General features: G+C 42.9%; 31 protein-coding genes. 17 read left to right on the forward strand and 14 right to left on the reverse strand.

Annotated elements, in window-relative coordinates; translation table 11 throughout:
- Positions 1–33: 33 nt before the first annotated feature.
- Complete coding sequence (locus FTV18_RS11245) at positions 34–1,140, forward strand: YheT family hydrolase (protein WP_166134882.1); 1,107 nt, start codon at positions 34–36, stop codon at positions 1,138–1,140.
- A 61-nt stretch (positions 1,141–1,201) separates the two neighbouring features.
- Here FTV18_RS11245 and FTV18_RS11250 read toward each other — a convergent pair whose 3' ends face one another.
- Entirely contained in the window at positions 1,202–1,657 is a 456-nt protein-coding gene (locus FTV18_RS11250) for a hypothetical protein (RefSeq protein ID WP_373686951.1), read from the reverse strand.
- Between the two features lie 228 nt (positions 1,658–1,885).
- Between FTV18_RS11250 and FTV18_RS11255 the strand changes: the two genes are divergently transcribed.
- The 7 genes from FTV18_RS11255 (at position 1,886) to FTV18_RS15745 (ending at position 8,565) form a co-directional block, all read left to right on the forward strand.
- Positions 1,886–3,526: a CTP synthase gene (locus tag FTV18_RS11255; protein WP_104426986.1), complete on the forward strand. Its 1,641-nt coding sequence runs from the start codon at positions 1,886–1,888 to the stop codon at positions 3,524–3,526.
- 31 nt (positions 3,527–3,557) lie between these two features.
- Positions 3,558–4,415: a 3-deoxy-8-phosphooctulonate synthase gene (kdsA, locus tag FTV18_RS11260; RefSeq protein ID WP_004783756.1), complete on the forward strand. Its 858-nt coding sequence runs from the start codon at positions 3,558–3,560 to the stop codon at positions 4,413–4,415.
- Positions 4,416–4,459: 44 nt separating this feature from the next.
- Positions 4,460–5,749: a phosphopyruvate hydratase gene (eno, locus tag FTV18_RS11265; protein WP_034171067.1), complete on the forward strand. Its 1,290-nt coding sequence runs from the start codon at positions 4,460–4,462 to the stop codon at positions 5,747–5,749.
- Between the two features lie 7 nt (positions 5,750–5,756).
- Positions 5,757–6,146: a septum formation initiator family protein gene (locus FTV18_RS11270; RefSeq protein WP_004783752.1), complete on the forward strand. Its 390-nt coding sequence runs from the start codon at positions 5,757–5,759 to the stop codon at positions 6,144–6,146.
- A complete protein-coding gene (gene ispD, locus FTV18_RS11275; RefSeq protein ID WP_159123155.1) occupies positions 6,115–6,828 on the forward strand; it encodes a 2-C-methyl-D-erythritol 4-phosphate cytidylyltransferase in 714 nt (237 codons plus the stop codon). The genes FTV18_RS11270 and ispD overlap by 32 nt, the downstream gene beginning before the upstream one ends.
- Before the next feature lie 100 nt (positions 6,829–6,928).
- Complete coding sequence (gene rodA, locus FTV18_RS11280; protein WP_159123154.1) at positions 6,929–8,068, forward strand: rod shape-determining protein RodA; 1,140 nt, start codon at positions 6,929–6,931, stop codon at positions 8,066–8,068.
- Between the two features lie 137 nt (positions 8,069–8,205).
- Positions 8,206–8,565, forward strand: coding sequence for a hypothetical protein (locus FTV18_RS15745; protein ID WP_227607366.1), 360 nt, complete (start codon positions 8,206–8,208; stop codon positions 8,563–8,565).
- Positions 8,566–8,613: 48 nt separating this feature from the next.
- Here FTV18_RS15745 and FTV18_RS11290 read toward each other — a convergent pair whose 3' ends face one another.
- The 10 genes from FTV18_RS11290 to FTV18_RS11335 form a co-directional block, all read right to left on the reverse strand.
- Positions 8,614–8,916: a cyd operon YbgE family protein gene (locus tag FTV18_RS11290; protein WP_159123153.1), complete on the reverse strand. Its 303-nt coding sequence runs from the start codon at positions 8,914–8,916 to the stop codon at positions 8,614–8,616.
- A gap of 3 nt (positions 8,917–8,919) precedes the next feature.
- Positions 8,920–9,021: a cytochrome bd-I oxidase subunit CydX gene (cydX, locus tag FTV18_RS11295; RefSeq protein ID WP_004783742.1), complete on the reverse strand. Its 102-nt coding sequence runs from the start codon at positions 9,019–9,021 to the stop codon at positions 8,920–8,922.
- A 24-nt stretch (positions 9,022–9,045) separates the two neighbouring features.
- Positions 9,046–10,191 (reverse strand): cytochrome d ubiquinol oxidase subunit II, encoded by a 1,146-nt coding sequence (gene cydB, locus FTV18_RS11300; RefSeq protein WP_159123152.1) that lies wholly within the window; start codon positions 10,189–10,191, stop codon positions 9,046–9,048.
- A complete protein-coding gene (locus tag FTV18_RS11305; protein ID WP_125279135.1) occupies positions 10,188–11,774 on the reverse strand; it encodes a cytochrome ubiquinol oxidase subunit I in 1,587 nt (528 codons plus the stop codon). Before FTV18_RS11305 ends, cydB begins: the two co-directional genes overlap by 4 nt.
- Entirely contained in the window at positions 11,774–11,965 is a 192-nt protein-coding gene (gene cydP / locus FTV18_RS11310; protein WP_180018320.1) for a cytochrome oxidase putative small subunit CydP, read from the reverse strand. Before cydP ends, FTV18_RS11305 begins: the two co-directional genes overlap by 1 nt.
- Positions 11,966–12,402: 437 nt before the next feature.
- Positions 12,403–13,455: a porin gene (locus tag FTV18_RS11315; protein WP_180018322.1), complete on the reverse strand. Its 1,053-nt coding sequence runs from the start codon at positions 13,453–13,455 to the stop codon at positions 12,403–12,405.
- A 336-nt stretch (positions 13,456–13,791) separates the two neighbouring features.
- Positions 13,792–14,205, reverse strand: a complete 414-nt coding sequence (locus FTV18_RS11320) for an HIT family protein (protein ID WP_180018324.1) — start codon at positions 14,203–14,205, stop codon at positions 13,792–13,794.
- Positions 14,206–14,236: 31 nt separating this feature from the next.
- Complete coding sequence (locus FTV18_RS11325) at positions 14,237–14,503, reverse strand: YARHG domain-containing protein (protein ID WP_159124442.1); 267 nt, start codon at positions 14,501–14,503, stop codon at positions 14,237–14,239.
- A gap of 82 nt (positions 14,504–14,585) precedes the next feature.
- A complete protein-coding gene (locus FTV18_RS11330; protein ID WP_180018326.1) occupies positions 14,586–15,458 on the reverse strand; it encodes an NAD(P)-dependent oxidoreductase in 873 nt (290 codons plus the stop codon).
- A gap of 55 nt (positions 15,459–15,513) precedes the next feature.
- Positions 15,514–16,611, reverse strand: coding sequence for an alpha/beta fold hydrolase (locus tag FTV18_RS11335; protein WP_034171075.1), 1,098 nt, complete (start codon positions 16,609–16,611; stop codon positions 15,514–15,516).
- Between the two features lie 142 nt (positions 16,612–16,753).
- Here FTV18_RS11335 and FTV18_RS11340 point away from each other — a divergent pair, with 142 nt between their 5' ends.
- From FTV18_RS11340 to trpB, 9 genes are all read left to right on the forward strand, one after another.
- Positions 16,754–17,941, forward strand: coding sequence for an O-succinylhomoserine sulfhydrylase (locus FTV18_RS11340; RefSeq protein ID WP_125279139.1), 1,188 nt, complete (start codon positions 16,754–16,756; stop codon positions 17,939–17,941).
- A 28-nt stretch (positions 17,942–17,969) separates the two neighbouring features.
- Positions 17,970–18,299, forward strand: coding sequence for a YbaB/EbfC family nucleoid-associated protein (locus tag FTV18_RS11345; RefSeq protein WP_125279140.1), 330 nt, complete (start codon positions 17,970–17,972; stop codon positions 18,297–18,299).
- 13 nt (positions 18,300–18,312) lie between these two features.
- A complete protein-coding gene (gene recR, locus FTV18_RS11350; protein WP_180018328.1) occupies positions 18,313–18,909 on the forward strand; it encodes a recombination mediator RecR in 597 nt (198 codons plus the stop codon).
- Positions 18,910–19,092: 183 nt separating this feature from the next.
- Positions 19,093–20,235 carry an HRDC domain-containing protein gene (locus FTV18_RS11355; RefSeq protein WP_005235921.1) on the forward strand — a complete coding sequence of 381 codons (1,143 nt, stop codon included), beginning with the start codon at positions 19,093–19,095 and terminating at the stop codon, positions 20,233–20,235.
- Between the two features lie 129 nt (positions 20,236–20,364).
- Positions 20,365–20,670 (forward strand): YcgL domain-containing protein, encoded by a 306-nt coding sequence (locus tag FTV18_RS11360; protein WP_004783715.1) that lies wholly within the window; start codon positions 20,365–20,367, stop codon positions 20,668–20,670.
- A 21-nt stretch (positions 20,671–20,691) separates the two neighbouring features.
- Positions 20,692–21,075, forward strand: a complete 384-nt coding sequence (locus FTV18_RS11365; protein WP_180003755.1) for a hypothetical protein — start codon at positions 20,692–20,694, stop codon at positions 21,073–21,075.
- Between the two features lie 21 nt (positions 21,076–21,096).
- Positions 21,097–21,948 carry a MoxR family ATPase gene (locus FTV18_RS11370; RefSeq protein ID WP_104426039.1) on the forward strand — a complete coding sequence of 284 codons (852 nt, stop codon included), beginning with the start codon at positions 21,097–21,099 and terminating at the stop codon, positions 21,946–21,948.
- Positions 21,949–21,961: 13 nt separating this feature from the next.
- Complete coding sequence (locus FTV18_RS11375; RefSeq protein WP_180018331.1) at positions 21,962–23,149, forward strand: VWA domain-containing protein; 1,188 nt, start codon at positions 21,962–21,964, stop codon at positions 23,147–23,149.
- A 110-nt stretch (positions 23,150–23,259) separates the two neighbouring features.
- On the forward strand, positions 23,260–24,465 hold the full coding sequence (trpB, locus tag FTV18_RS11380; RefSeq protein WP_180018333.1) for a tryptophan synthase subunit beta: 1,206 nt from the start codon (positions 23,260–23,262) through the stop codon (positions 24,463–24,465).
- A gap of 140 nt (positions 24,466–24,605) precedes the next feature.
- Here the strand turns inward: trpB and FTV18_RS11385 are convergent, their stop codons facing one another.
- The 3 genes from FTV18_RS11385 to FTV18_RS11395 form a co-directional block, all read right to left on the reverse strand.
- Positions 24,606–25,037 carry a CBS domain-containing protein gene (locus FTV18_RS11385; RefSeq protein WP_125279146.1) on the reverse strand — a complete coding sequence of 144 codons (432 nt, stop codon included), beginning with the start codon at positions 25,035–25,037 and terminating at the stop codon, positions 24,606–24,608.
- 100 nt (positions 25,038–25,137) lie between these two features.
- A complete protein-coding gene (locus FTV18_RS11390; protein ID WP_034171083.1) occupies positions 25,138–25,512 on the reverse strand; it encodes a DUF2750 domain-containing protein in 375 nt (124 codons plus the stop codon).
- A 156-nt stretch (positions 25,513–25,668) separates the two neighbouring features.
- The gene (locus FTV18_RS11395; protein ID WP_034171084.1) at positions 25,669–25,902 is read right to left on the reverse strand and encodes a hypothetical protein; all 234 of its coding nucleotides are present in this window, start codon (positions 25,900–25,902) and stop codon (positions 25,669–25,671) included.
- Between the last annotated feature and the right edge of the window lie 120 nt (positions 25,903–26,022).

Below are 26,022 nucleotides of genomic sequence, written 5' to 3' on the forward strand. Positions count from 1 at the left end.
ACATCACTGATAGAAAACTAGAGGGGAATACAGATGAAAATGTGGCTTAAAAAAATGAGTCAACTTTCAAGTGAATATCTGGACCGCTTTAGCGGAGCCGATCTTCCAACACTTTATTATAATCCGAATGGTTTATTTTCTGGTGTGATTGAACGTTTACCACTTTTAAAACAGAAATATCGTCCAACACCGTGGTTATCGAATGCGCATGCGCACATTCTATATCTGGACTTGATAAAAAAACGCACGATTAAGCTGCAATATGATGTGCTTGAGCAGCTGAATATGTCCGATGGCGGCATTACTGGCATTGCCTGGTATGGTTTAGATTTACCGCCAAGTACACCTACCATTGTGCTATTGCATACCATTACCGGCTCTCCGGAATCCATGCGGGAGCTGGTGCGTGACCTACATAAATATACAGGCTGGCGTGTTGCTCTGTGTTTGCGCCGTGGTCATGCTGACCTGCCAATGCCTGTGCCAAAAATGAACTTGTTTGGTTCAACCCAAGATCTGCGTGAACAGTTGCTTTATATTCAGGACAAGTTTCCTCAATCCGATCTCTATGGTGTGGGTTCCTCTGCGGGGACAGGACTGTTGGTTCGCTACTTGGGTGAAGAGGGCGAGCAAACCCCACTCAAAGCAGCCTTTGCTTTATGCCCAGGCTATAACACTGAAACCGGTTTTGCCTATGTACATCCGTTTTATAGCAAAGTCATGGCTAAAAAACTGATCAAACGTTTTATCCATCCTTATCAGGAAACCTGGCAGATTTATCCTTCATGGAAGCAATTGCTTGAGGTGAAAGACTTGTCTGAATTTGAACAGCGCTACTATGAGCTGGCAGGCTTTTCAGATTATGAAAGTTATACCAAGGCCACCAATCCAATTTATGTATTTGAAAATGTCAAAATTCCATTGATGATTTTGAACTCGGAAGATGACCCGGTCTGTCATATCCAGAATCTGGAACCGTATAAGGATGTCATTCGAGCCATGCCAAATATTGTGGTCGTCACCACTAAAAAAGGTAGCCATTGTGGCTTTTATCAGGGCTTAATGCAGACAGAATCATGGGCCACTCGTCTGATGGCAGATTATTTACTGCAACTTTCCGATACTCCAACGGCAGCTTGAAAGAGATTTTTAAACCATAAAAAACCCAGCATAAGCTGGGTTTTTTTGATGAAGGATTATATTAGTTTTCAAGTGCTGGCATAGCAGCAGCAATTGCATCTGCAACTGCATCATCTTCAGACTTATTTGCAGAAGATGAGTTGTTTTTAGGAGCGGCTGGTGTTGCTGCAGGTTTTGCAGGCTGCTCAGTGCTTGAATTTGTTTCAGCTGCAGGCGCAGGCTCTGATTGAGCAGGTTCCGGTTTTTTAACTTCACGGCGAATTTCAGTCGTAGTATTCGCAGTTTGTTCGCGCTGGATTTCAACAGTCGGTACTGCTGGTGCTTCTTCAACCGGTTCAACTGATGTTGATTCTAATGGTTCAACAGGCTCAAGTTGTACAGGTTCCGGAGCAACCACTTCAGATGCTGGAGTAACTTCGGTTTGTTCTTCTTCTTTTGGAGCTTCTTTTTTTACACAACCAGTCAGTGTAAGGCCAGTCAGGATCAGGGTACAGATTAAAAGTTTCTTCATCATCATTGCATCAAACAGAATAGTGTAGGGTGTGAATGTTCCTATTATAGCAGCAAAATGCAATATATAAATCATATGAACTTACTGTAATTTTTTTCAGGAATTGCTGTTAGAATAGTCAATTGTTTATTGTTCTTTGATTTGATGCGGATTGACTTTGCTTTATTGGTACAAGGTAAAGTAAAATTGCGCAACATTGCAGGCCGATTTAGGCTCGATTGTACGAGAAACCCAATGACCCATTTTATTTTCGTGACTGGTGGTGTTGTTTCATCACTAGGTAAAGGTATTTCAGCTGCTTCTGTTGCTGCACTTTTAGAAGCCCGTGGTTTAAAAGTGACCATGGTAAAAATGGATCCATACATTAATGTCGATCCAGGGACTATGAGCCCATTCCAGCACGGTGAAGTTTTTGTTACAGAAGACGGTGCTGAAACAGACTTAGACTTGGGTTACTACGAACGTTTCTTGCGTCGTGCGAAAATGACCAAACTGAATAACTTTACATCAGGCCGTGTTTACCAGGATGTTCTGAATAAAGAACGCCGTGGTGACTACCTGGGTGGTACTGTACAAGTTATTCCACACATTACTGACAACATCAAAGAACGTGTACTTCGCGCTGGCGAAGGTTATGACGTTGCGATCGTTGAGATCGGCGGTACTGTAGGTGACATTGAATCTCTCCCATTCATGGAATCTGTACGTCAGTTAATGGTTGAACTTGGTCATAAACGTACGATGCTGATGCACTTAACGTTACTCCCATACATTAAGTCTGCAGCAGAATTAAAAACTAAACCAACTCAACACTCAGTAAAAGAACTTCTGTCTATTGGTATTCAACCAGACATTTTGATCTGCCGTACTGAACATGATGTTGATGCAGATACGACGCGTAAAATTGCCTTGTTCACTAACGTAGAAGCGCGTGCAGTAGTCGTGTGTAAAGATGCACGTACGATCTACCAGATTCCACGTACTTTCTATGAACAGAACGTTGATGATCTCATCTGTGAACGTTTCGGCTATGACAATCTTCCAGAAGCAGACCTGTCTGACTGGGATAATGTGGTAGAAGCTTTACTGAACCCTGAATACACCGTTCGTGTGGCAATGGTTGGTAAATATGTTGAACTTCCAGATGCCTATAAGTCTGTGAACGAAGCACTTTTACATGCCGGTATTCAAAACCGCGTGAAAGTTCAGATCGACTATGTCAATGCTGAAGAACTTGAAAGCCAAGATGTCAATGAAGTATTGAAAGATGCGGATGCGATTCTGGTACCAGGCGGTTTTGGTGAACGTGGTACTGAAGGAAAAATGAAAGCAATTCGTTTTGCACGTGAAAACGGTGTGCCATTCCTGGGCATCTGTTTAGGTATGCAGCTTGCAGTGATCGAATATGCACGTAATGTGGCGGGTATCACTGATGCGACTTCAACAGAATTCAACCGTTCAACCAAATCTCCATTGATTGGTCTGATCACTGAATGGTTAGATGAGCGCGGTGAAGTTCAACAGCGTTCAGTAGATTCTGATCTTGGCGGTACCATGCGTCTAGGTGCACAGAAGTCTGAACTGGTACCGGGTACCAAGACTGCTGAAGTGTATGGTTCGGATGAAATTATCGAACGTCACCGTCACCGTTACGAGATGAACAACCGTTATATCCCAGTGCTGGAAGAAAAAGGCATGAAGATTTCTGGTTATTCTCCAGTGCAACACCTGGTAGAAACTGTTGAAATTCCTGCACATCCTTGGTTTATTGCAGTACAATTCCACCCGGAATTTACCAGCTCGCCACGTGATGGACATCCATTATTTGCCGGTTTCATTGATGCTGCGAAAAAACAGTACCAAAAAACTAAATAATGCGAGTTTAAGACACAACTAGGAAGTTTAAATGTCACAATTAAAACCACAAGAAATTGTACGTTTAGGCGATATACAAATGGCAAACCACTTGCCATTTGTACTATTCGGCGGCATGAACGTACTTGAGTCGAAAGACTTAGCTTTTGAAATTGCAGAGACTTATGTTGATATCTGCAAACGTTTAGATATTCCATATGTCTTTAAAGCAAGTTTTGACAAAGCCAACCGTTCAAGCCTGAACTCATTCCGTGGGCCTGGCCTGGAAAAAGGAATCGAGTGGTTAGCCGACATTAAAAAACATTTTAATGTGCCAATTATCACTGATGTACATGAGCCGTATCAGGCTGCTCCTGTGGCAGAAGTTGCTGACATTATCCAGCTACCTGCATTCTTAAGTCGTCAGACTGACCTAGTTGAAGCGATGGCAAAAACTGATGCCATTATCAACATCAAGAAAGCCCAGTTCCTTGCTCCGCACGAAATGCGCCACATTTTGCATAAGTGTCTGGAAGCAGGGAATGACAAGCTAATTCTTTGTGAGCGTGGTTCAGCCTTTGGTTACAACAATCTGGTTGTAGACATGCTGGGCTTCGACATCATGAAAGAAATGAACGTGCCAGTATTCTTTGATGTAACACATGCATTACAAACTCCAGGCGGTCGTGCTGACTCTGCCGGTGGTCGTCGTGCGCAGATTACTACACTGGCGCGTGCCGGTATGGCAACAGGTCTTGCAGGTTTGTTCCTGGAAGCTCATCCAAATCCGGATGTGGCAAAATGTGATGGTCCTTGTGCCTTGCGTTTATCTCAACTAGAACCATTCCTGGCTCAATTAAAAGAGCTGGATACTCTAGTGAAAGGATTTGAAAAATTAGATACCCATTGATGCAGTTTTAAGCATCCTGTTATTAATCAACTGAGGAATTGTTCATGAGCCAAATCGTTGACATTCGTGCACGTGAAATTTTGGACTCTCGTGGTAACCCAACCATCGAAGCAGACGTTATCCTGGCATCTGGCGTAGTTGGCCGTGCATGTGCACCATCTGGTGCTTCAACTGGTTCTCGTGAAGCTTTAGAACTTCGTGATGGCGATAAAGCACGTTACCTAGGTAAAGGTGTTAAAACTGCGGTTAACAACGTAAACACTCTGATTCGTGATGCGTTAGTGGGTAAATCAGTATTCGAACAGAAAGACATCGACAATACGATGATCGCTTTAGATGGTACTGAAAACAAAGAAAAATTAGGTGCAAACGCAACTTTGGCAGTATCTCTTGCTGCTGCGCGTGCTGCTGCTGAAGAAAAGAAAACGCCGCTTTACCAATATATCGCAGATCTTCGTGGTCAAAAGATTTTGACTATGCCTGTTCCAATGATGAACATCCTGAACGGTGGTGCTCACGCAGACAACACTGTTGATATTCAGGAATTCATGATTGAGCCTGTAGGTTTCACTTCATTTTCTGAAGCGTTACGTGCCGGTGCTGAAATCTTCCATTCTTTAAAATCAGTTTTGAAGAAACAAGGTTTGAACACTGCAGTTGGTGATGAAGGTGGTTTTGCGCCAAACCTTCGTTCTAACGAAGAAGCTATTACTGTGATCCTGTCTGCAATCGAGCAAACTGGTTACAAGGCTGGTTCTGATATTATGCTTGCGCTTGACTGTGCATCTTCAGAATTCTACAAAGATGGTCAATATATCCTGGCTGGTGAAGGCAACAAATCGTTCACAAGCAACCAGTTTGCTGACTACCTTGCAGGTCTGGTAAATCAATACCCTATCATCTCGATTGAAGATGGTCTGGACGAATCTGACTGGGAAGGCTGGTCTTACCTGACTTCTATCCTTGGCGATAAAATCCAGTTGGTGGGTGATGACCTGTTCGTTACGAATCCTAAGATTCTTCAACGCGGTATCAACGAGAAAGTAGGTAACTCAATCCTGATCAAGTACAACCAGATCGGTACATTGACTGAAACTTTAGATGCAATCTACCTTGCGAAAGCAAATGGTTACTCTACTGTAATCTCTCACCGTTCAGGCGAAACTGAAGATTCTACTATTGCAGATCTTGCAGTAGGTACAGCAGCAGGTCAAATCAAGACTGGTTCACTTTGCCGTTCTGACCGTGTAGCGAAATATAACCAATTACTTCGTATCGAAGAATTGACTCAAGCTGCATATCGCGGTAAAGCTGAGTTCAAAGGTTTGAACTAAGCGACTTATGTCAATGTTAAATGTATTCGACTCCTTGATGAGTAAAGTACTGTTGGGCCTTGCGATCGTTTTGATCGCAGGGTTTCAATATTTATACTGGTTCGGTGAGGGTGGTTATAATGACCATCAGGCATTGACCCAGAAAATTCAGCAACAAGTAGAATTGAATGAAGAACTGAAAGAACGTAATCGCGTTCTGGCCGCAGAAGTTTATGATTTGAAGAATGGTATTGAAGCCATCGAAGAGCATGCCCGTCTCGATCTAGGTTTGATCAAGCCGCATGAAACCTTTGTGCAAATGAGCACTATTAGTACTCAATATAAACCGATTTATCTTAATCCGAATAAAGTAGACCTGAGAACCAATGAATCAGCTGATGTTCCAACAACACCATAAATTGTGGGTCATTTTACCAGCTGCAGGTTCCGGTAGCCGATTTTCCAAAACCGAACTTAAACAATACCAGATGATTCAGGAACGGACCGTTCTTGAACACACGGTTTCCCGTCTGAATCAATTGCCATTAGCAGGTTATGTCCTTGCGATTGGTGCACAGGATGATGTTGCCAAGACTCTGCCACTTTCTCATCTGGATAAAGCACATTTTTGCTTGGGCGGTGCAGAGCGCGTCAACTCTGTACTAAATGCCTTGGAATATTTATCTGAGATTGCTTCAGAAGAGGATTGGGTTTTGGTGCATGATGCAGCCCGTCCTTGTGTGAGTCAAAGCTCCCTGATTGATCTGGTCAATACAGCAATTCAAACTGATCAGGCTGCGATTCTGGCCATTCCGGTACGGGATACCTTAAAACGTGTCGTAAAGGATCATGGTATTGAAATGACAGTAGATCGTTCGACATTATGGCAGGCGCAAACACCACAAATGGCGAAACTTGGAACTTTGAAGCGTGCGATTCAGCAGGCACTCGCAGATGGTGCTACCATTACCGATGAAGCCAGTGCACTGGAACATATAGATGAACCCGTCCAAGTAGTACAGGGGCGTTCCGATAATATTAAAATTACCTATCCAGATGATCTGGAACTGGCGAAGTTGATTCTGGCTGTCCAGCGCTAAATATATTGCAATAAAAATGGAATAAATCGGTCAATGGCGATTTATTCCGGAGCACTTTAACTTATAATTTTGCCATCATGAATTTTCTACCCGTGGGCCAATGATCCCTTCACAGCAGTATCGTTTTTTGCGGCAGTCCGCACGCGATGGACGTAGTATTAATCCCCAGAATGCCTCCCGATGGACCAAGTTGCACCTTGATCCATGGCTGCTTTGTTTCCTGATTTTAAATGCGATCTTGGGTCTGATGGTGGTTTACAGTGCCACCTCTGAAGATTCGGGGATGGTGATTCGCCAGGCGATCAGTTTTGGTGTGGGTTTTGTGGTAATGTTTATCTGTGCCCAAGTACCACCCAAGGTCTATCAGGCTGCCAGTCCATATTTTTATATGTTCGGTATCTTTATGCTGCTGCTGGTCTTTGTGATTGGTGAAAAGCGTCTTGGGGCAACCCGCTGGATTACGTTGCCGGGTGTGGGGAGCATGCAGCCGAGTGAGGTAATGAAGTTTGCCATGCCACTGATGATGGCCTGGTACTTTGCCCGTAAACCTTTCCCTCCAAAGTTTCTGGATATTGTCGGTGCCTTGGTGATTTTAGGCGTGCCTTTCGTACTGGTGGCATTACAACCTGATTTAAATATTGGTCTGGTGATTCCGGGAATCTTTGTACTGTTCTTAAGTGGCATGTCATGGCGTTTAATTGCTGGAGCCTTTGCTGCTTTAGCTATTGCAGTACCGCTGCTGTGGATGTTCTTGTTGCAGGAATATCAAAAGAAACGGATTTTGACTTTATTCGATCCAGAATCAGATGCCTTGGGCGCAGGCTGGAATATTATCCAGTCCAAAATTGCCATCGGTTCGGGTGGGGTTATGGGGAAAGGCTATTCGCAAGGCACCCAGTCTCATCTAGGTTATCTGCCTGAACATCATACCGACTTCATCATGTCGACTTATGCCGAAGAATTTGGTTTTATCGGGGTGTTTCTGCTATTCAGCCTGTTTACGGCCATTATTATTCGCTGTCTGATTATTGGCATGAATAGCTTTCATAACTTTGGCCGTTTGTATGCCGGTGCGATCGGACTGACTTTCTTTTTCTTCGTGTTTTTAAACTCAGGCATGGTCAGTGGGATTTTACCTGTAACGGGTGACCCTTTGCCATTGATGAGTTATGGTGGTACAGCCGTAATTTCCATGTTGGCAGGGATGGGTATTGTGATGTCAATTCATACTCATCGGTAGAAAATTCAATGAAGTAAGTTTTCAAAGCCGGACCAGTTCTGGCTTTTTTATTGCTCGTATTTATTAAAAGTAGCTTTATGCTATAAATATTCAATAACTTAGATAAATCGTATGTAATTTTTATTGTTGAGGGGAAAATGCATAAATTAATTATAGCCATTGGAATTTTGGGCTTATCTGTTTCAGCTTGGGCCAAACCACTGAGTCAGGCTGAATTTAAGGCGCAAACCAAACAAAAATATGATGAGTTAGAGCTAAAACTTGCCGTGTTGAACTCATCGGTAGACCGACGTGAGCATCCTGCACTTATGATTGCTAAAGCCTGTGAATATGCAACCGGTTTAAAGCAGTTAAAGTATCTATCAGAACAGAATCTGCATCTTGCGACAGCGCAGGATGAATTCCGGTTTGTGAGTACACTGGATAATCAGTTTACTCAATCCCTTCAGGATTTGGGAACTACCTATGAAACAGGCTGTGTTTCACAAAAGAAATAAAGAACAAAAAGCCCTCAAATGAGGGCTTTGTTTTTGGCTGTTTAATACCTAATTAAGAAACCAGGTGTAATAACCCCATAGCATTAACGGCCAAGCCAGAAACGGACTAAATAGCCATTTCCAGAACCAGTGCTGAGGGATAAAGCCAACCCCGTGAATAAAACCGCCTGAAATGCCGATCATGATAAACATCATGGCGCGGTGGCTATATTCCCCGTTGGCATCCAGCATTGCAGCAGGATGAACCAGCAACACCGCTGCGAGTGGAAAAGCCAATAGGCAAGAAATCACCATTGCAAAAGGGTTAGATTTTTTTTCTATCTTTACTTGTTCAACTGCAGCGTCTGTCATCTCTTATTTCTCATCCAGGTCTTGATGATTTTCAATATACAGTGCACTGAGTACACCAGCGAAACAGGCCATCAAAATGCCGAGAATCCATGCGAAATACCACATAATTTTATCTCCTAAGACACAGCCTTAGTACAGGCTGTGTGAATTCTCTTGAATATGTTTTTTGGTAATCACGCCCCACATCTTGTAGTAACACCAAGTGGTGTAGCACAGAATCAGTGGAACGAAAATGCATGCAGCTACAGTCATCACAGTTAAGGTATTTTGGCTGGAGACCGCATCCCACATGGTTAAGCTTGCAACTGGGTTGATGCTAGATGGCATCAGGAATGGGAACAGGGCAAAACCGGCAGTCAAAATTGCACCGATCACTGCCAGGGATGAACCCAGGAAGCTCAGGCCTGCTTTATTTTTACCTGCTGCCAGTACAATGATCAAGCCACCCAAAATGCCGGCAATTGGAGCAGCCATTGTGATTGGATAAGTCGAATAGTTGTTCATCCAGCCTGGATTGGCATTGGTCATCACTTCTTTGGCAAGCGGGTTGGCAACACCATTGGTATCAAAAGGTGTAACCAGGGTGTAGCCTTGAATACCACCAAAGTACAGCCAAGCGCCTGCAGCCAGGAAAGCTACCAGATAAACAATCCCCATGATTTTGGTTGCTTTGGCAGAACGTTCACGTAAATCGCCATCTGTACGTAGCATCAACCATGCACCACCGTGTGCACACAGCATAGATAAGCTGACAACACCACATACCAGTGCAAATGGATTGAGCAGGGCAAAGAAGCTGCCAGAATAAGTCGAACGAACTGTTTCGTCTAATGTAAATGGAACACCCAGGAACATATTGCCGAATGCGACACCGAAAACCAGTGCAGGCACAGCACCACCAACTGCTAGGCCCCAATCCCAGGCATTACGCCATTTGGTATTTTCCAGTTTGGAGCGATAGTCGAATCCTACTGGACGCAGGAATAAGGCAAACAGAACAAGCAGAAGTGCCCAGTACATACCAGAAAAGGCAGTTGCATAAACCATTGGCCAGGCAGCAAACAGGGCACCACCCGCAGTAATAAACCAGACCTGGTTACCATCCCAATGCGGGGCAATCGTATTGATTGCCGCACGACGTTCTTCATCATTCTGACCCACGAATGGCATGATCGCCATGGAGCCCATATCAAAGCCATCAGTCAGGGCGAAACCAATCAGCAAGACGCCAACCAGTACCCACCAGATTATTTTGAGTAATTCATATTCGATCATGCTTGAGCCTCCTCATTTGCCTTTTTTGCAGCTTCAAGTTTCTCGAAGTGGTATTTACCAGTATGTAGAGAACTTGGGCCAAGGCGTGAGAATTTAATCATTAAGTACATTTCAATGATCAGCAGTACAGTGTAGAACGCTGCTAATGCAATGATTGAACCCCATACATCGCCTGTGCTTAAGCTTGAAGTCGATAAATGTGTAGGCAGAACCTCACCAATAGTCCAAGGTTGACGACCTACTTCAGCAACAAACCAGCCAGTTTGTGCCGCAATCCATGGAAGTGGTAGTGCAAATAATGCAAATTTTAATAACCAAGGTTTGTTTTCTGCATTGCGTTTAGCCACCGCAAAAGTTGCAAGAACAAATAGAACCAGCATCAGGAAGCCAGAAGCGACCATGGCACGAAATGCCCAGAACAGGCTTGGTACATGTGGAATAGTATCTTTTGCTGCTGCCTTAATTTGCTCGTCAGAAGCATCTACAACATTTGCAGTATATTTTTTCAGAAGCAGACCGTAGCCCAAATCTTTTTGAGTTTCTGCAAATGCAGCTTTCAGCTCAGGAGACTGATCACCAGCACGTAGTTTTTCCAGTTGTTCATAAGCCACCATACCGTTTCGGATACGACCTTCATGTTCAACCAGCAGGTCTTTAATACCGGTAACAGGCGTATCTACAGAACGTGTAGCGATAATCCCCATAACATAAGGAATTTTCACAGCATAATCGGTAGACATGGTTTCTTTATTTGGGAAGCCAAATAAAGTAAATGCTGCAGGTGCTGGTTCAGTTTCCCATTCTGCTTCAATCGCAGCCAGTTTGGTTTTCTGTACATCACCAATTTCATAACCAGACTCATCGCCCAGCAGGATCACAGAAAGAGTTGAGGCTAAGCCGAAAATGGCAGCAATCGCAAATGAACGGCGTGCAAATGGCAAGTCACGTTTTTTCAGCATATAGTAACTTGAAATCGCCAGTACGAAGATGGCACCAGTCACATAACCTGCAGAAACAGTATGTACGAATTTAACCTGTGCAACCGGGTTAAAGATCAGTGCTGCAAAGTCCACCATTTCCATACGCATGGTTTCATAGTTGAATGCTGAACCAACCGGGTTTTGCATCCAGCCATTGGCAACCAGAATCCACAGTGCAGACATGTTAGATCCCAGTGCAACTAACCAGGTCACGCCCAGATGCTGTACTTTGGATAAACGGTCCCAACCGAAGAAGAATAAACCAATGAAAGTAGATTCAAGGAAGAAGGCCATCAAACCTTCAATAGCCAATGGTGCACCGAAAATATCACCCACATAATGCGAATAATATGCCCAGTTGGTTCCGAACTGGAACTCCATGGTCAAGCCTGTGGTTACCCCTAAGGCAAAGTTAATCCCGAACAGTTTTCCCCAAAACTTAGTCATGTCCTTGTAAATTTCTTTGCCGGAAATCACATAGGTGGTTTCCATAATGGCAAGCAGAAATGCCAGGCCTAAGGTCAGTGGAACAAAAATAAAGTGATACATCGCGGTCATAGCGAACTGGAACCGCGAAAGATCGACCACGCTTTCAGAAATCATCAACGTGTCTCCTTGATTTGGGAAGGATTGCCGGCGATACGCTCGGCGACTTGAGTGTCAAAATCTTTTGGAATAGTAGGCGCATCAAACCAGATATTTTTAATTATCATTAGTAAAATAACCTTGATAATTAAAATGGCGGTTATTTCTCTAACCACTCTCTGGTTTAGATTTTTGGGAACTAAGCTCATTCGACTAAGCCTGTTATATGACTTGTTGTATATTATTAATCTATTGTAACTAAAAAATAAATAGACGATACAGTTTAAATAAATATATATTTATAAGTATTTGAAAATAATAAATATATATTTATATGAGTTAAAATTTATTCTAAATATTTTTTTATGTAATTTTATTGGTTTTTAAATCCGACTAAAATGCTTATATTTATATATTTTAATGTAGATTATTTTGGTTGGAATAATATTCTCCTATTTTTAAATCTGATTAAAACGCTTGGTTTTAAAATAAAGAATAAAATTAATCAAACTAAATTGGTTGGTTTTATAAGGGTTGAATATCAGTGTCACAATCTTTCTCATCTTATTTATTTTGATAAAAAACACGCAAAAGAAAGAACATGCTGGAGGCATGTTCTTTTTAAGCTTTGTGAGGGAGGCTGGACTTAGAAGTCGTAACGCATGCCTAGAGAAAGACCTAGGCTGTCTTCACCGCGTACGCCACCTACAGTATTGGTACGACCTTGTGCCCAAGGGGTAAGGTTTGAGTTTTCATCATTTAGTACAGTTGCTATGTTGCCATAAATGCGGACTGTTGGATCTAAACGATGTTCAATTCCAATCGCCAGTAAAGTAGCATTGGCATCATCGGCATCTACATCACGGTGAAAGACCTGTCCACGCAATGAGGTCTTGGCTGCTAATTTATATTCACCCGCGATGCCAAAGACCTGAGCATCAGGATTGACTTCGGTATTGTCATGCTGAAGGAACTGATACAGACCACCGAGTTTCAAGTCTGGCGTGATTTTGTAGGCACCTGCAATCCGGAAACCATCACGTTCACCACGACTGGCTTCTTCTTCATAATGTTCATATGCCGCTGCAAAATCAACTTTATCTTTTTGGTAGGTAAGGGCAAGGTCATAAGCCTTATCTTTATCTTTTTCACCATCCTTAGATGCATCCGGGCTGTTGGCTTCATGTAGGGAAAGTGCACCCAGAACATTAAATCCATTGCCGAATTTTGGTGATTTATATTCAATGCTATTGGCATTACGTTCATCAAAACGCAGATTCCCTACTCGGGTCACATTACGTACATCGCCGACCATATCTCCAAAGAAGTTAACTGGACTGCGCGCCACTTTAAATGGGCTGTCGAAACGGCCGATCCGTGCCTGACCGAACTCACCTTTTAAACCGACAAAGGTATCACGAGTAGCAAACTCGACATCATCATTTGCAGAGCCACTGGCAAAGTTAATTTCCTGCTCAATCTGGCCAAATACGGTCATGCCATTTTCAAGTGTCTGTTCAGCTTTAAATCCAAGGCGTGATGCATTGGAGGAAATTCCAACTTCATTATAATCCTGGCCATCATCTAGATAATCTAAAGACACATGTGCACGTCCATAGACTTTGACATCAGCAGCGACTGCCATGAGCGGTGTGAAAACGCTCGCCCCAATTGCGAAAATGCAAAGTGATTTTTTCATATAAAGCTCCAATCAGACTTTTTTAGGTCTTTTGAGGTGTATGCAGTAGCTCGGTCTTGGCTACCATCCTGTATTGGTGCTCAGTATTGAGGATGAATAAGTCAGTATGGTTAAGGAAATATTGCAGATCTATGAAATCTAAAAAGGGAGCAATTTTAATTTTTAAGATTCTGTGCAGGATTTTTTTGCTTTAGTTAACGCTGATCCAGTAGATGAGTAATGCGGTTTTAATAAAGTCATTTAAGAGGAATACTGTATTTATGAATGGTGATAAAAAATGAAAAATAAGGCATAAAAAATGGAGCCGAAGCTCCATTTTTAAGGACGAAGAATGAATTAAAGAGCAGCTTTAATTTTCTCTGCCAGTTGTTTGATTTTTTCCTGATCACCCATTTGTGCAGCATGTTTGCCGAGATTGTGCAAAGAGGTAGGTACCAGATGGAAATGAACATGCGGAACAGTCTGACCCGCCGCAGCGCCAGAGAGCTGCATGAGTACAATGCCATCTACACCTAAACCTTTTTCAATCGCTTTGGCAATTTTTTGCACCACCTGAATGGTATAGGCTGCAACTTCAGGATCCAGGTCAAGCAAGGTAATTGCTGGAGTTTTAGGAATGACCAGAGTATGACCATCGGCCTGTGGCATGATGTCCATAAATGCAAGAACTCGGTCATCTTCATACACTTTAATTGCTGGAAGTTCATCACGCAGAATTCGTGCAAAAATATTTTGGTCATCGTAAGTCATAAGTGCATTCCTTGAGCAGAATTGAATTGTATTATTTACAGTTCAATTCTTTCTGACGTTCTTTGATCGCGTCAAGACGTTGCTGCTCTTTTTCTGAAAATTTTGGCTTGGTTGTGTAGCAATTATCATTAAACTTTGCTTTTGCTTCAGGATCCTTGAAACAGAAACCTTTTGATGCATAAATGACATCATGGTCATTTTTCAATTTTTTGCATTCCTGTTCAGATGCAAGAACCGATGTTGAAGCCCCAAACAAAGTTGCAGAACCGACGAGTGCTGCAACAAATAACTTATTCATAAGAGTTTCCTCAGTATCACTGCATGTGGCTAGTCTATAGTCACAATATTAGGTTTGTTTATTATTATTCAATGGCGAGATATTACTCAATGGTAATATTACTCCATGATTCATACATTTTTACAGCACTGGAAAAGTCACTATTTTTATCCGACAGATTGCTAGCAGCTTGCACCAGACTTTGACCTAAAGCGAGAAGTGGTACTGCCAGTTTGGCATCGCGCGCAAGATCAAGTGCAATGCCTGTATCTTTGGCTAAAAGAGGCAGGGCAAAGGTAACAGGGAAGCTACGGTTCAAAACACGCTGTGGTAAAACGGTTTCAGTCACATTGCTTTTACCGCTTGATGCATTGATACAATCCAGCGCTTCATTCAGGTCAACGCCGTGCGCTTTCAGTGTGGAAAAGCCTTCTGCTGCTGCACACAGGTTTACAGCCAGTAACATATTATTTACCGCTTTTACCGCAAAGCCGGCACCTGATGTCCCCACATGCTTGATCAATTTGCCAAACGCCTGCATCGCTGGCAGGGCTTTTTCAAAGCCTTCCGCATTACCGCCGACCATCACAGTCAATGTGCCATTTTCCGCACCAATGGTCTGGCCACTCACAGGCGCATCCAGGAAAATCACACCCTGTTCAGCCAGTGCTTCTTCTAAGCGTCGGGCAGCGTCAGGAACACCGCTGGTACAGTCTACCCAGATACTGCCAGCTTTAAGGCTGAGGCCTTGGACTAATGCTTCAACATCGGCACTGGTCGGCAGGCAGGAAAAAATAATATCTGCCTGAACTGCCTGTTCTAAAGCGACAGCTTGGGTGCCATATTCAGCAGCATGTTCTTCAGCCTTGGCAAAAGTACGGTTCCAGACATAAACTGTCTCAAAATGCTTGGGTAAATGCGCTGCCATGCGATAACCCATTGCGCCTAAACCAATAAATGCCACTGACTGAATCATGTCATACCCTCTGAATAAAATAATAAATACCTGAAAATTGCCGGCTCTTCCGGAATTAAGCATCTATCCGGGTTGAGCGTTGTGCCAGCCAGGTGGTCAGTTTCGGCCAGAATGTATTGGCTGTTTTCTGATTGGACATCAGTCCAAGATGACCACCCGGGATAAGAGTAAACGTCTTATCGGTACTACTTGTCAATTCCATCAATGGTTTAGCTGACTGTTCCGTAACAATCTGATCGGTTTTCCCAGCCCCGACCAGTAAGGAACAGTTAATATTTTTCAGGTCAATCGTTCGGCCGTTTAAAGTCATTGAGCCATTTTTTAAAGGATTTTGCAGCCATAAGTGCAGCACCATGTCCTGATTGATTCCACCCGGATAATCAATCATCTTGTTCAAAAAATTGCCCATGGTGGCATGTTCATAGACATCTTCAACATTTTCCAGGTTCATCAAAAACTGCTTCTGGCTTTTAAACCAGCCAATCGGATCAAGGAGCTTAAATCCCAATGCATTGATGATGCCGGGCGAATGAATATATTCCTTAGGAATCAATCCTTGGTGAATCGCCTGTTGCAGGGTTTTATTTTTGGAAATGAGCTTGTTGGTGGTGCTAAAAAGCTTGCCAACGCGACCGGATGCATAACTGTCAATCGGGCTACCCAGTACAATCAGGTTTTTAACATGTTCAGGGGAATGTAGCGCAGTATAAAGTGTGACAAAAATTCCAGCCATACTCCAGCCATGCAAGGAAATAAACTGACTGCCTGAATGCGAGCAGATTCGTTCAATAGCCTGAGGAATCGCGCCGTCGATAAAAGACAGGAAATTCAAGTGACGGTGTTTATAACGGAAACGTTTCCATTCCACTAAATAGACATCAAAACCGCTATGCTGAAAATGCTTGACTAGTGAACGGTAAGGATACAGATCATAAATATCCATATTAATCGCAAGAGGGGCAACAAAGACTAACGGCTCACGGTACTTTTTTTCAGGCGCTGCATAATAGCGAATTTTGCAGAACTCAGTCGCAGCAATATATTCAAAGGGCGTTTTTTGCGAAAGAATCAGGGAAGACGAGTTAAATAACCGTGCATTCAGGTGTTTTAATTTTTTCTTCTGGCGTTGAATATTTTGTTTTAACTGAATCATGTAAATAATTTATCCGTATACAAAGGAGAATTGGTCGAAGTCTAAGCAATAATTGCTTATTATGCCTTGACCTGAAATAGCTTAGACGCTCAAAATGTTGGCAATTTTTTACAAAAGGCAGCCTTTGGGCTGAAGTAAAGTGATGAGCCAGCAAGACGATTTTAACTATCAATTAGAAACTTTAGCCATCCGTACCGGTCACACCCGCAGCTTCGAGGGTGAGCATGGTGAACCGATTTTTCTAACATCGTCATTTGTTTATGAAAATGCGGCTGAAGCCGCAGCGAAATTTTCAGGCCAGGAGCCGGGTAATATTTACTCTCGCTTTACTAATCCAACTGTTGCCATGTTTGAAAAGCGTCTGGCTGCCTTAGAAGGCGCAGAACGCGCTGTTGCGACCAGCTCTGGTATGGCTGCGATTATGGCAGTAGCGATGGCTTACCTGAAAGCAGGCGATCATGTCATCTGTTCACGCGCCGTATTTGGTTCAACAGTTTCTTTATTTGAAAAATACGTGGCTAAATTTGGTGTCGCAGTTGAGTTTGTCGATCTGACGGATCTGGATGCATGGAAAAATGCCATCAAGCCAGAAACCAAGTTACTTTTTGTTGAATCTCCGTCAAACCCACTGGCTGAAGTGGCAGATATTCAGGCTTTGGCAGATATTGCACATGCCAATGATGCATTGCTCGCGATTGACAACAGCTTCTGTACACCAGTGTTACAACAACCACTCAAATTTGGTGCAGACTTAGTCGTATATTCTGCGACTAAATATCTGGATGGCCAGGGTCGTGCACTCGGTGGCGCTGTGGCAGGTAACCACAAACTGCTTGAAGAAATTTTTGGTTATGTACGTACTACCGGTCCTTCTATGAGCCCGTTTAATGCCTGGGTATTCCTGAAAGGTCTGGAAACTTTACGCTTACGTATGCGTGAACATTCTGCCAATGCACAAAAACTGGCAGAATTCTTAAATGCACATCCGAAAGTAGAAAAAGTTTACTATGCAGGTTTGCCTGAGCATATCGGTCATGAACTGGCTGCAAAACAACAAACCGGTTTCGGTGGTATCGTATCTTTCGAAGTGAAAGGCGGTCGTGAAGGTGCCTGGAAAGTGATTGACAATACCCAGTTCATTTCAATCACCGGTAACCTGGGTGATGTGAAATCAACCATTACTCATCCGGCAACAACCACGCATGGTAAATTGTCTCCAGAAGCCAAAGCAGCAGCGGGTATTCGTGAAGGTTTAATTCGCGTTTCTGTTGGTTTGGAAGAGATTGATGATATTATTCGCGACATTACACGCGGTTTAGATCTAATCTAATTTTATAAATATATGTTCGGAGATCTTTATGAACATTAATATGTTGATGCAGCAAGCACAGCGCATGCAAAAAGAAGTCGAAAACAACATGAAAAAAGCCAAAGAAGAGCTTGCGCAAACTGAAGTGCATGCTGAGGCTGGTGGCGGTCTGGTGAAAGTTACCATGACTTGCCGCAATGTAGTGAAGCGTATCGAAATCAATCCTGAACTGTTACAGGACGATCCAGATATGATCGAAGATCTAATTGCAGCAGCGATGAATGATGCAGCGCGTCAAGCAGAAGCGATCTCTGAAGAGAAAATGAAATCTGCAAACTCAGGTATGGGCTTACCACCTGGTCTGGCTGGTTTATTCTAAGGAAGTATGCGCAATGTTTAGTGATCGTTTTGATCAACTGGTTCAAGCATTACGCATTTTGCCAAGCGTTGGGCCGAAATCGGCCCAACGTATGGCTTTGCATTTAATCATGAAAAATCGTGAAGGGGCGATCGGTCTGGCACATGCCTTGACTGAAGCAATCGATCACATTCATGAATGCTCGATCTGCCATTCATTGACGGAAGATGAAGTCTGTAATATCTGTACCTCACTTGAGCGTGATGATGAACTGCTTTGTGTAGTGGAGTCACCCGCAGATGTCATGGCAATTGAGCAAAGCGGCAGTTTCCGCGGTAAATATCATGTTCTGGGTGGTCATCTGTCACCTCTAGATGGAATCGGGCCTGAAGAAATCGGTATTCCGTATTTACTGCAACGCTTAAGTCAGGGACAGATCAAGGAAGTGATTCTGGCTACCAATGCGACTGTCGAAGGACAGGCAACTGCGCATTATCTGGTTGAAGCCAGTAAACATTTACCGGTGCAAATGACGCGTATCGCTCAAGGGGTGCCTCAAGGCGGAGAACTGGAGTATGTCGATAGTCATACATTGAGTCAGGCAGTGCATAACCGGATGCGAATTAAGTGAAATATTAATTATATTCTCTTAATATATAATATAAAAAAAATATTATTAAAAATATAAACTAGATAAGCTATATTCGAAAAATATGGAACAAAAAGTGTGATTTGGTTGTCATATTTTTATATAAAAATTCTATATATCGGGTAATATAGCTTCATCGAGCATCTAATTTTAGACTCAGTCTTTATGTTTCAATTTATTCAACATCAGCACGACTTAAATCATGTCCTGAATCTTATGGATCAAAATCCGGTCTATGGCCTGGATACAGAATTCATTAAGGTAGACACCTTGTGGCCAAAACTTGGTGTTTTTCAAATCAATGTCAATAACAATGTCTATTTGCTGGATGGAACAACACTGGATCTGAGTGAATTTCTGAATAAGATTTTTAATGCTCAACAGAATATTTTCCATGCCTGCAGTGAAGATATTGACCTGATTTATCATTACACCCAGAAAAAAGCCCTGAGCAATGTCTTTGATACACAGGTCGGCATGTCATTCCTCGGACATGGTTTGCAGGTCAGCTATCAGAATGCCTTGAAACAGATGCTGGATGTCGATATTGAAAAAGATCAGACCCGCTCTAACTGGCTGGCACGACCTTTAAGTTCTGAACAGTTACTGTATGCAGCCAATGATGTGCATTATCTGGTGCAGTTGTCGGATAAAGTCAAACAGGATCTGGAAAGCAAATATCTGCTCGATTTCGCTCTTGAAGATTGCCGTTTTTTGACCCATGAAATTGGTGAAGAAACGCCGACTGCCTTACTTTATCAGGATGTCGGTAATTATCGCCATTCACGCCGTCAATTGATGCAGTTACAACAACTGGCTGTATGGCGTGAGCAGATTGCCAAGGCGTTGAATCAGCCGCGTAGTTTTATTTTGAAAAACTCGACCATGATTGATCTGGTAGAGAAATTCCCGCGCAATAATTTCCAGCTCAGTCAGATGAAAGACATCCGGGCCAATATTGTCCGTGAACATGGCAAGACTATTCTTGATCTGTTGAAATTCCTGCCTGATCAGGCCGACTGGCCACTGCGTCTGGCACGCCCAATCCGTCATTCATCCAGAGAGATTGGTGAGAAGGTCGAAACAATGATCCAGAATATATCCAATGAAATCTCTGTACCTAAAGAAGTGCTGATGCGCAAGAAATGGCTGAATGCCTTATATCAGCATGTGGTATGTCATAAGGATGAACAGGATCTGCCAAACTACTTGCTCGGCTGGCGCTATGAGTTATTAACTCTGCCGCTAATTAAGGTATTGCATCAGGATGAGTCTTATCTGTCGACCCAGATGAAAGTGGTTGAGTGATTTTTACTGGATTGATTAAAGATAAAGCAATTATACAAAATCACGACTGATGCATTGGAGGCGGCTAATGTTTCTGTCGTTTTTTTGATGTATCCTTGCGATTGTTTTTTCAGAAAAGTCGTTTGAAACATGCAAGTGTCTATCTACAAATCTAGCAAAAAAGATGAAATGTATCTTTATGTGGCGCGTCCTGCAGATGAGAACGAAGCCGAAACATTTGAACCACTAGAGGTATTGGCTGAACCGGTACGTGTTGCTTTTGGTCGTGCGACTTTTGTCATGCATCTTGAATTGAGTGAATCGCGTAAACTGGCACGTGCCAATGTTTTACATGTGATGGATTCAATTTCTACTCGTGGTTTCTTCCTGCAAATGCCACCAGAAGGTTTGATTAACCCGAATGCGCCAGCGCCAGAAGGTCTTCGTGGGGCTTAAGCTCAGTTCAGGAGTTGTGAAATGAATGGTTTTGTAGCTGTATTGGACTCAATTCCTGACCAGAGTATTGCGTTTGCAGTGTATCTGCTGGGCAGTCTGATTGCGTTAGCCTGCTGGTATGGCGTGACCAAGCGCATGCCAAAGGCAATGGGCGGTTTTTTATGGTTGTTAGCCTTTGCCGTGCTATTAACCCCAACCGTTTCTGAAGGCAGTAATGCTTCAGTTGCACCTGCTATTTTCGGGCTGCTGTTTGGTATTCTGACCAAGGAATATGAACTCGTTTGGATTAATGCGTCACTTATTTTATTTGTCATTGGTATCGGGTCTGTGATTGGCTATTGCTGGTCGACCTATGCATCCAGTAAAACGGGTCTTGGGTCAAACAAGAAAAGTTCACCGCTGTAAATAGAAAAATAAGGTTCAATCATGTCTGCTGATATTCAACAATTCTCAGGTACGGATCAGTACATTGCCACTGACAGTTTAAAACTAGCTGTGAAAGCTGCGCGTAGTTTGCAAAAACCCTTGCTGGTTAAAGGTGAGCCGGGTACAGGTAAAACCTTGTTGGCTGAACAGGTGGCACAAAGCCTTGGACTGAAGCTGATTACCTGGCATATCAAATCAACGACCAAGGCACAGCAGGGCCTGTATGAATATGATGCGGTATCACGCTTACGTGATAGTCAGTTAGGTGATGATCGCGTTTATGACATCAAGAACTACATCAAGCCGGGTAAACTCTGGGAAGCATTTACCAGTGAAGAACGCTGTGTATTGCTGATTGATGAGATCGATAAAGCAGACATCGAGTTCCCAAATGACTTGCTGCATGAACTCGACAAGATGTCTTTCTTCGTTTATGAAACGGGTGAAACCATTACTGCTACCCAGCGTCCGATTGTCATCATCACTTCAAATAACGAGAAAGAGCTTCCAGATGCTTTCTTGCGCCGTTGTTTCTTCCACTATATCGAGTTTCCGGATGAAGCGACCATGCGTGAAATTATCGATGTGCATTTTGAGAATATTTCAGCAACGCTGGTGAATGAAGCTCTGCAAGTCTTCTTCAAGTTACGTCAGATTCCAGGCTTGAAAAAACCACCTTCAACTTCAGAACTGATCGACTGGCTAAGCCTACTCATGGCAGATGATATGCCGGAAGACATTTTAAGAAATACCGACAAGTCCAAAGCGATTCCGCCTTTGTACGGCGCGCTGATCAAAAATGAGCAGGATGTACAACTGCTTGAACGTCTAGCCTTTATGTCGCGTCGCTAAGGGAGAAACACGCATGTTTGTGCGATTGTTTTATACCCTCAGAAAATATGGCGTACCAGTTTCCACCCGTGAGCTGATTGATCTGAATCAAGCGGTGGCGGCAGGCGTGGTTTTTGCTGATCAGGGCGAGTTCTATCAGCTTGCTAAAACTGTGATGGTCAAAGACGAGCGCTACTTCGACAAGTTCGATCGCGCCATGAAAGATTACTTTGATGGTATCGCGACTTTTGATCTGGATGAACTACTGAATCAGGTGCATAAACTACCCAAAGACTGGTTTGATCTGGAACTTCTGGAAAAGCACTTAACCCCTGAACAGCGTGAAGAACTGAAAAAAGCCGGATCGCTGGAAGAACTGATGAAAATGCTGGAAGAACGCTTGCGCGAACAGCATAAAAAACATCAGGGCGGGAATAAGATGATTGGTACTGGTGGCACATCGCCATTTGGTGCCTATGGTGATCATCCTGAAGGTGTGCGCATTGGCGGGCCGGGGCGTAAACGTTCCGCCGTCAAAGTCTGGGAACAGCGTCAATACCGTAATCTGGATGATGATCAGATTCTTGGTAGTCGTCAGATGCAGATTGCACTGCGCCGTTTGCGTAAGTTCGCTCGTCAGGGTGCGGCTGAAGAACTGGACATTGATAGTACTATTCGTGAAACCGCCAAACAGGGGATTCTGGATGTGCAATTGGTGCCGGAGCGTCGTAACCGTATTAAAGTACTAATGCTGTTTGATATCGGCGGATCAATGGATGCGCATATCGCTCAGTGTGAAAAACTGTTTAGCGCCGCTAAGACCGAATTTAAGACTCTGGAATATTTCTATTTCCATAATTGTCTATACGACTATGTCTGGAAAGATAATGTCCGTCGTTCCAGTTCGCGCATGAACACCTGGGATCTGTTCAATACCTATGGACGGGATTACCGGGTGATTGTAGTGGGTGATGCCAGCATGGCACCCTATGAGTTGAACTCCGTCGGTGGGTCGGTCGAATATATGAATAATGAGGCAGGACAGGTCTGGTTACAGCGTCTGCGTCAGCATTTTGATAAAACTGCTTGGCTCAATCCTGAAGAAGAAAAATACTGGCATTACACGCATACCATTGGCCTGATTAGGCAAATCTTTGAAGATCATATGTTTCCAATGACCTTAAAAGGTATTGAGGATATGACCAAATATCTGGCGCGTTGATTCCATTTATCTATAAGTGACTTTATCTATAGTTATTAGTGCTTTAAAACGAATTATTCTAGTATAAAGTCACTTGTTATACCTTATTCCAATATTATTCAGGAATTATTATGGCTCATCAAATTAATGGTATTGCGTTGCCCAATGAAGAGGGTTTCTTTGGTCAATATGGCGGTCAGTTCATTCCACCGGATCTAAAACAGGCCATGGATGACATCAATGTTGCCTATCAGGAAATCCGTCAAACTGAAGAATTTCAAAATGAATTAAAAGACCTGTTTGCTAACTATGTCGGCCGTCCTAGCCCTTTGTTTCATGCTAAACGCCTTTCTGACCAGTTAGGTGGAGCACAGATCTATTTAAAACGTGAAGACCTGAATCATACCGGTGCACATAAAATCAATCACTGCCTGGGTGAAGCACTGCTGGCGAAATATATGGGTAAAACCAAAGTCATTGCAGAAACCGGTGCAGGTCAGCATGGTGTAGCATTGGCTACTGCATGTGCTTTGGTGGGTATTCCATGTGAAATTCATATGGGCCAGGTGGATATCGAAAAAGAACATCCAAACGTCGTAAAGATGAAAATCTTGGGTGCTAAGCTGATTTCTGTGACGCGTGGTACTGCGACCCTTAAAGATGCAGTCGACAGTGCTTTTGAAGAATACTTGAAAGATCCGAAAAACTATATCTATGCGATTGGTTCGGTGGTAGGACCACATCCATTCCCAATGATGGTGCGTGATTTCCAGTCCATTATTGGCGATGAAATCAAGGTTCAAACCAATGAACGCTTCGGTGCAAACCCAGATTATGTGGTGGCATGTGTGGGTGGTGGTTCAAATGCTATGGGTGCATTCACGGCATTTCTAAATGATCTAGAAGTGAAACTGGTGGGGGTAGAGCCTGCAGGTCATGGCTTAAATACTGATAAGCATTCCGCAACGCTGACTTTGGGTAAACCAAGCCAGTTGCATGGTATGGCCTGTTATGTACTCGAAGATGAGCAGGGTGAGCCTTTACCTGTGCATTCGATTGCTTCTGGGCTGGATTATCCAGGCGTAGGGCCACAGCACAGCCTGCTGAAAGATCTAGGTCGTGTGGAATACACTACAGCAACAGATCAGGAGTGTCTGGATGCCTTTATGACCCTGTCACGCGTTGAGGGAATTGTGCCAGCATTAGAAAGTTCACATGCAGTGGCTTGGGCAATTCGTGAAGCGGGTAAACTGCCTAAAGAGACTAAGATTGTAGTGAATCTTTCAGGTCGTGGTGATAAAGACTCTGACTATGTCGCAGAGAAACTCGGTCTTTAATTTGATCTAATAATCAAAAAATCCCAGTCTTAAGGCTGGGATTTTTTATATCTAATCTGGTTTTGATATGGCATTGTCATTTGTTTGTAATGACATTTTGAGTTTGAGTCTTAATTTACGTATTCAACTAAGAAAGAATTTTAGCCTGAAATATATTGTTGTAACTGATCAATCAGCTTACGTTGATCTTCCATTGCAGCTTTGACCAAGTCACCAATCGAAATCAGGCCAATCAGTTTGTCATTTTCAACTACAGGTAAGTGGCGTAAATGGCGGTCAGTCATTAATGCTAAGCAGTCTTCAACAGAAGTTGCAGAAGTCACGGTTATGACTTTAGGTGTCATAATTTCATTGACCGTGGTATCAAAAGAGGTTCTTTGCATCAATGCGATTTTACGGGTGTAATCACGCTCTGACAAAATGCCGACCACACTATCTTCGTGGGTAACGACCAGCGCCCCGATTCCTTTTTCTGCCATCAGGCTAATTGCTTCTAAAACTGTAGAGTCTGGACGGATGGTATAAACTGCCTGATGTACTTTATCACCGAGCACTTGTGCTACGTTGGTCATTCTATTGAGTCCTTTTTATCTAATTATTATTAGTCCTAGAGTATGTATCCAGCTGAACATCTCTAGGTGTCTATTTTATGTCTTTATAAATAACATGTTTTTAGGCAAAGTGCAGTCTTTGTTGTGAAAAAAACAGGTGACGCATCTGTGGAATGGATAACTTTAGTTTAGTGCCATTGCCGCTACATAAAGTAGGTGTCACGGCTAGTCGGGACAGTGTAGGTAACAAGTTGTTTTCGAAATCTTCCGGGTTGATTCTACGGGGTACATAACCTGGCCAATGTTCCTTGGCATAATTTTTGGCATCCAGAGAATTAAGCCAGAATGGAAAAATATAATCTTCCTGATCACGCATCATCGCCCAACCCTGATGATAGACGCCCCACAAAACGCCGCAATACATCATAGATTTGAGGATGGTCAGCCTCAAAAGAAAGTTTTTACAAATCGGGTCGTATTGAATAATTTTTCGCATTGTCGTTAAAATAAAGTGCTATTAGAGTTCAGCTCTATTCTAGAAAGTTCCAGTGAAATTACTGTTTCAGCTTTGCAAGCAATCGTAATAAATTATGTCTTAATTGCAGTATTTCGAAAAAATGGCATAAAAAAACGTCACCGAGGTGACGTTTCTTCAGGCTTGCATGGTGGCCATGTTCTGCCAGTATTGTGCTTTGAGTGAATCTCGTTCTACACGAAAACCCTGATAATACAGTTCAGCTAAAAAGAGAGCTGCTTTACCGTGACCGGCGCGCGCTGCATCTTCTAATTGTTTTACTGCATCGACAAAGTTCATTTGCGATTGAATGGTATTCACTGCATCTGCATACAGATGTTCCAAATCATGTTGAGAGATATTCTGCATAATATAAAAACTCCTTAATTTTAATTATGATTTCGGATAGACTTTTAAGTCTAAATACAAATATAACTTAATATTATTAAACTAATATTACAGAATAATGGAAAAGTCAACTATATCAGCTTT

It is taken from the genome of Acinetobacter sp. YH12241, assembly GCF_013417535.1.
Classification (GTDB): domain Bacteria; phylum Pseudomonadota; class Gammaproteobacteria; order Pseudomonadales; family Moraxellaceae; genus Acinetobacter.

Bases quoted from the DNA above. Each gene is read 5' to 3' on its own strand.
- FTV18_RS11245 (WP_166134882.1), top strand. From the start codon at position 34: ATGAAAATGTGGCTTAAAAAAATGAGTCAACTTTCAAGTGAATATCTG.
- FTV18_RS11250 (WP_373686951.1), bottom strand. From the start codon at position 1,657: ATGATGATGAAGAAACTTTTAATCTGTACCCTGATCCTGACTGGCCTT.
- FTV18_RS11255 (WP_104426986.1), top strand. From the start codon at position 1,886: ATGACCCATTTTATTTTCGTGACTGGTGGTGTTGTTTCATCACTAGGT.
- kdsA (WP_004783756.1), top strand. From the start codon at position 3,558: ATGTCACAATTAAAACCACAAGAAATTGTACGTTTAGGCGATATACAA.
- eno (WP_034171067.1), top strand. From the start codon at position 4,460: ATGAGCCAAATCGTTGACATTCGTGCACGTGAAATTTTGGACTCTCGT.
- FTV18_RS11270 (WP_004783752.1), top strand. From the start codon at position 5,757: ATGTCAATGTTAAATGTATTCGACTCCTTGATGAGTAAAGTACTGTTG.
- ispD (WP_159123155.1), top strand. From the start codon at position 6,115: ATGAATCAGCTGATGTTCCAACAACACCATAAATTGTGGGTCATTTTA.
- rodA (WP_159123154.1), top strand. From the start codon at position 6,929: ATGATCCCTTCACAGCAGTATCGTTTTTTGCGGCAGTCCGCACGCGAT.
- FTV18_RS15745 (WP_227607366.1), top strand. From the start codon at position 8,206: ATGCATAAATTAATTATAGCCATTGGAATTTTGGGCTTATCTGTTTCA.
- FTV18_RS11290 (WP_159123153.1), bottom strand. From the start codon at position 8,916: ATGACAGACGCTGCAGTTGAACAAGTAAAGATAGAAAAAAAATCTAAC.
- cydX (WP_004783742.1), bottom strand. From the start codon at position 9,021: ATGTGGTATTTCGCATGGATTCTCGGCATTTTGATGGCCTGTTTCGCT.
- cydB (WP_159123152.1), bottom strand. From the start codon at position 10,191: ATGATCGAATATGAATTACTCAAAATAATCTGGTGGGTACTGGTTGGC.
- FTV18_RS11305 (WP_125279135.1), bottom strand. From the start codon at position 11,774: ATGATTTCTGAAAGCGTGGTCGATCTTTCGCGGTTCCAGTTCGCTATG.
- cydP (WP_180018320.1), bottom strand. From the start codon at position 11,965: ATGAGCTTAGTTCCCAAAAATCTAAACCAGAGAGTGGTTAGAGAAATA.
- FTV18_RS11315 (WP_180018322.1), bottom strand. From the start codon at position 13,455: ATGAAAAAATCACTTTGCATTTTCGCAATTGGGGCGAGCGTTTTCACA.
- FTV18_RS11320 (WP_180018324.1), bottom strand. From the start codon at position 14,205: ATGACTTACGATGACCAAAATATTTTTGCACGAATTCTGCGTGATGAA.
- FTV18_RS11325 (WP_159124442.1), bottom strand. From the start codon at position 14,503: ATGAATAAGTTATTTGTTGCAGCACTCGTCGGTTCTGCAACTTTGTTT.
- FTV18_RS11330 (WP_180018326.1), bottom strand. From the start codon at position 15,458: ATGATTCAGTCAGTGGCATTTATTGGTTTAGGCGCAATGGGTTATCGC.
- FTV18_RS11335 (WP_034171075.1), bottom strand. From the start codon at position 16,611: ATGATTCAGTTAAAACAAAATATTCAACGCCAGAAGAAAAAATTAAAA.
- FTV18_RS11340 (WP_125279139.1), top strand. From the start codon at position 16,754: ATGAGCCAGCAAGACGATTTTAACTATCAATTAGAAACTTTAGCCATC.
- FTV18_RS11345 (WP_125279140.1), top strand. From the start codon at position 17,970: ATGAACATTAATATGTTGATGCAGCAAGCACAGCGCATGCAAAAAGAA.
- recR (WP_180018328.1), top strand. From the start codon at position 18,313: ATGTTTAGTGATCGTTTTGATCAACTGGTTCAAGCATTACGCATTTTG.
- FTV18_RS11355 (WP_005235921.1), top strand. From the start codon at position 19,093: ATGTTTCAATTTATTCAACATCAGCACGACTTAAATCATGTCCTGAAT.
- FTV18_RS11360 (WP_004783715.1), top strand. From the start codon at position 20,365: ATGCAAGTGTCTATCTACAAATCTAGCAAAAAAGATGAAATGTATCTT.
- FTV18_RS11365 (WP_180003755.1), top strand. From the start codon at position 20,692: ATGAATGGTTTTGTAGCTGTATTGGACTCAATTCCTGACCAGAGTATT.
- FTV18_RS11370 (WP_104426039.1), top strand. From the start codon at position 21,097: ATGTCTGCTGATATTCAACAATTCTCAGGTACGGATCAGTACATTGCC.
- FTV18_RS11375 (WP_180018331.1), top strand. From the start codon at position 21,962: ATGTTTGTGCGATTGTTTTATACCCTCAGAAAATATGGCGTACCAGTT.
- trpB (WP_180018333.1), top strand. From the start codon at position 23,260: ATGGCTCATCAAATTAATGGTATTGCGTTGCCCAATGAAGAGGGTTTC.
- FTV18_RS11385 (WP_125279146.1), bottom strand. From the start codon at position 25,037: ATGACCAACGTAGCACAAGTGCTCGGTGATAAAGTACATCAGGCAGTT.
- FTV18_RS11390 (WP_034171083.1), bottom strand. From the start codon at position 25,512: ATGCGAAAAATTATTCAATACGACCCGATTTGTAAAAACTTTCTTTTG.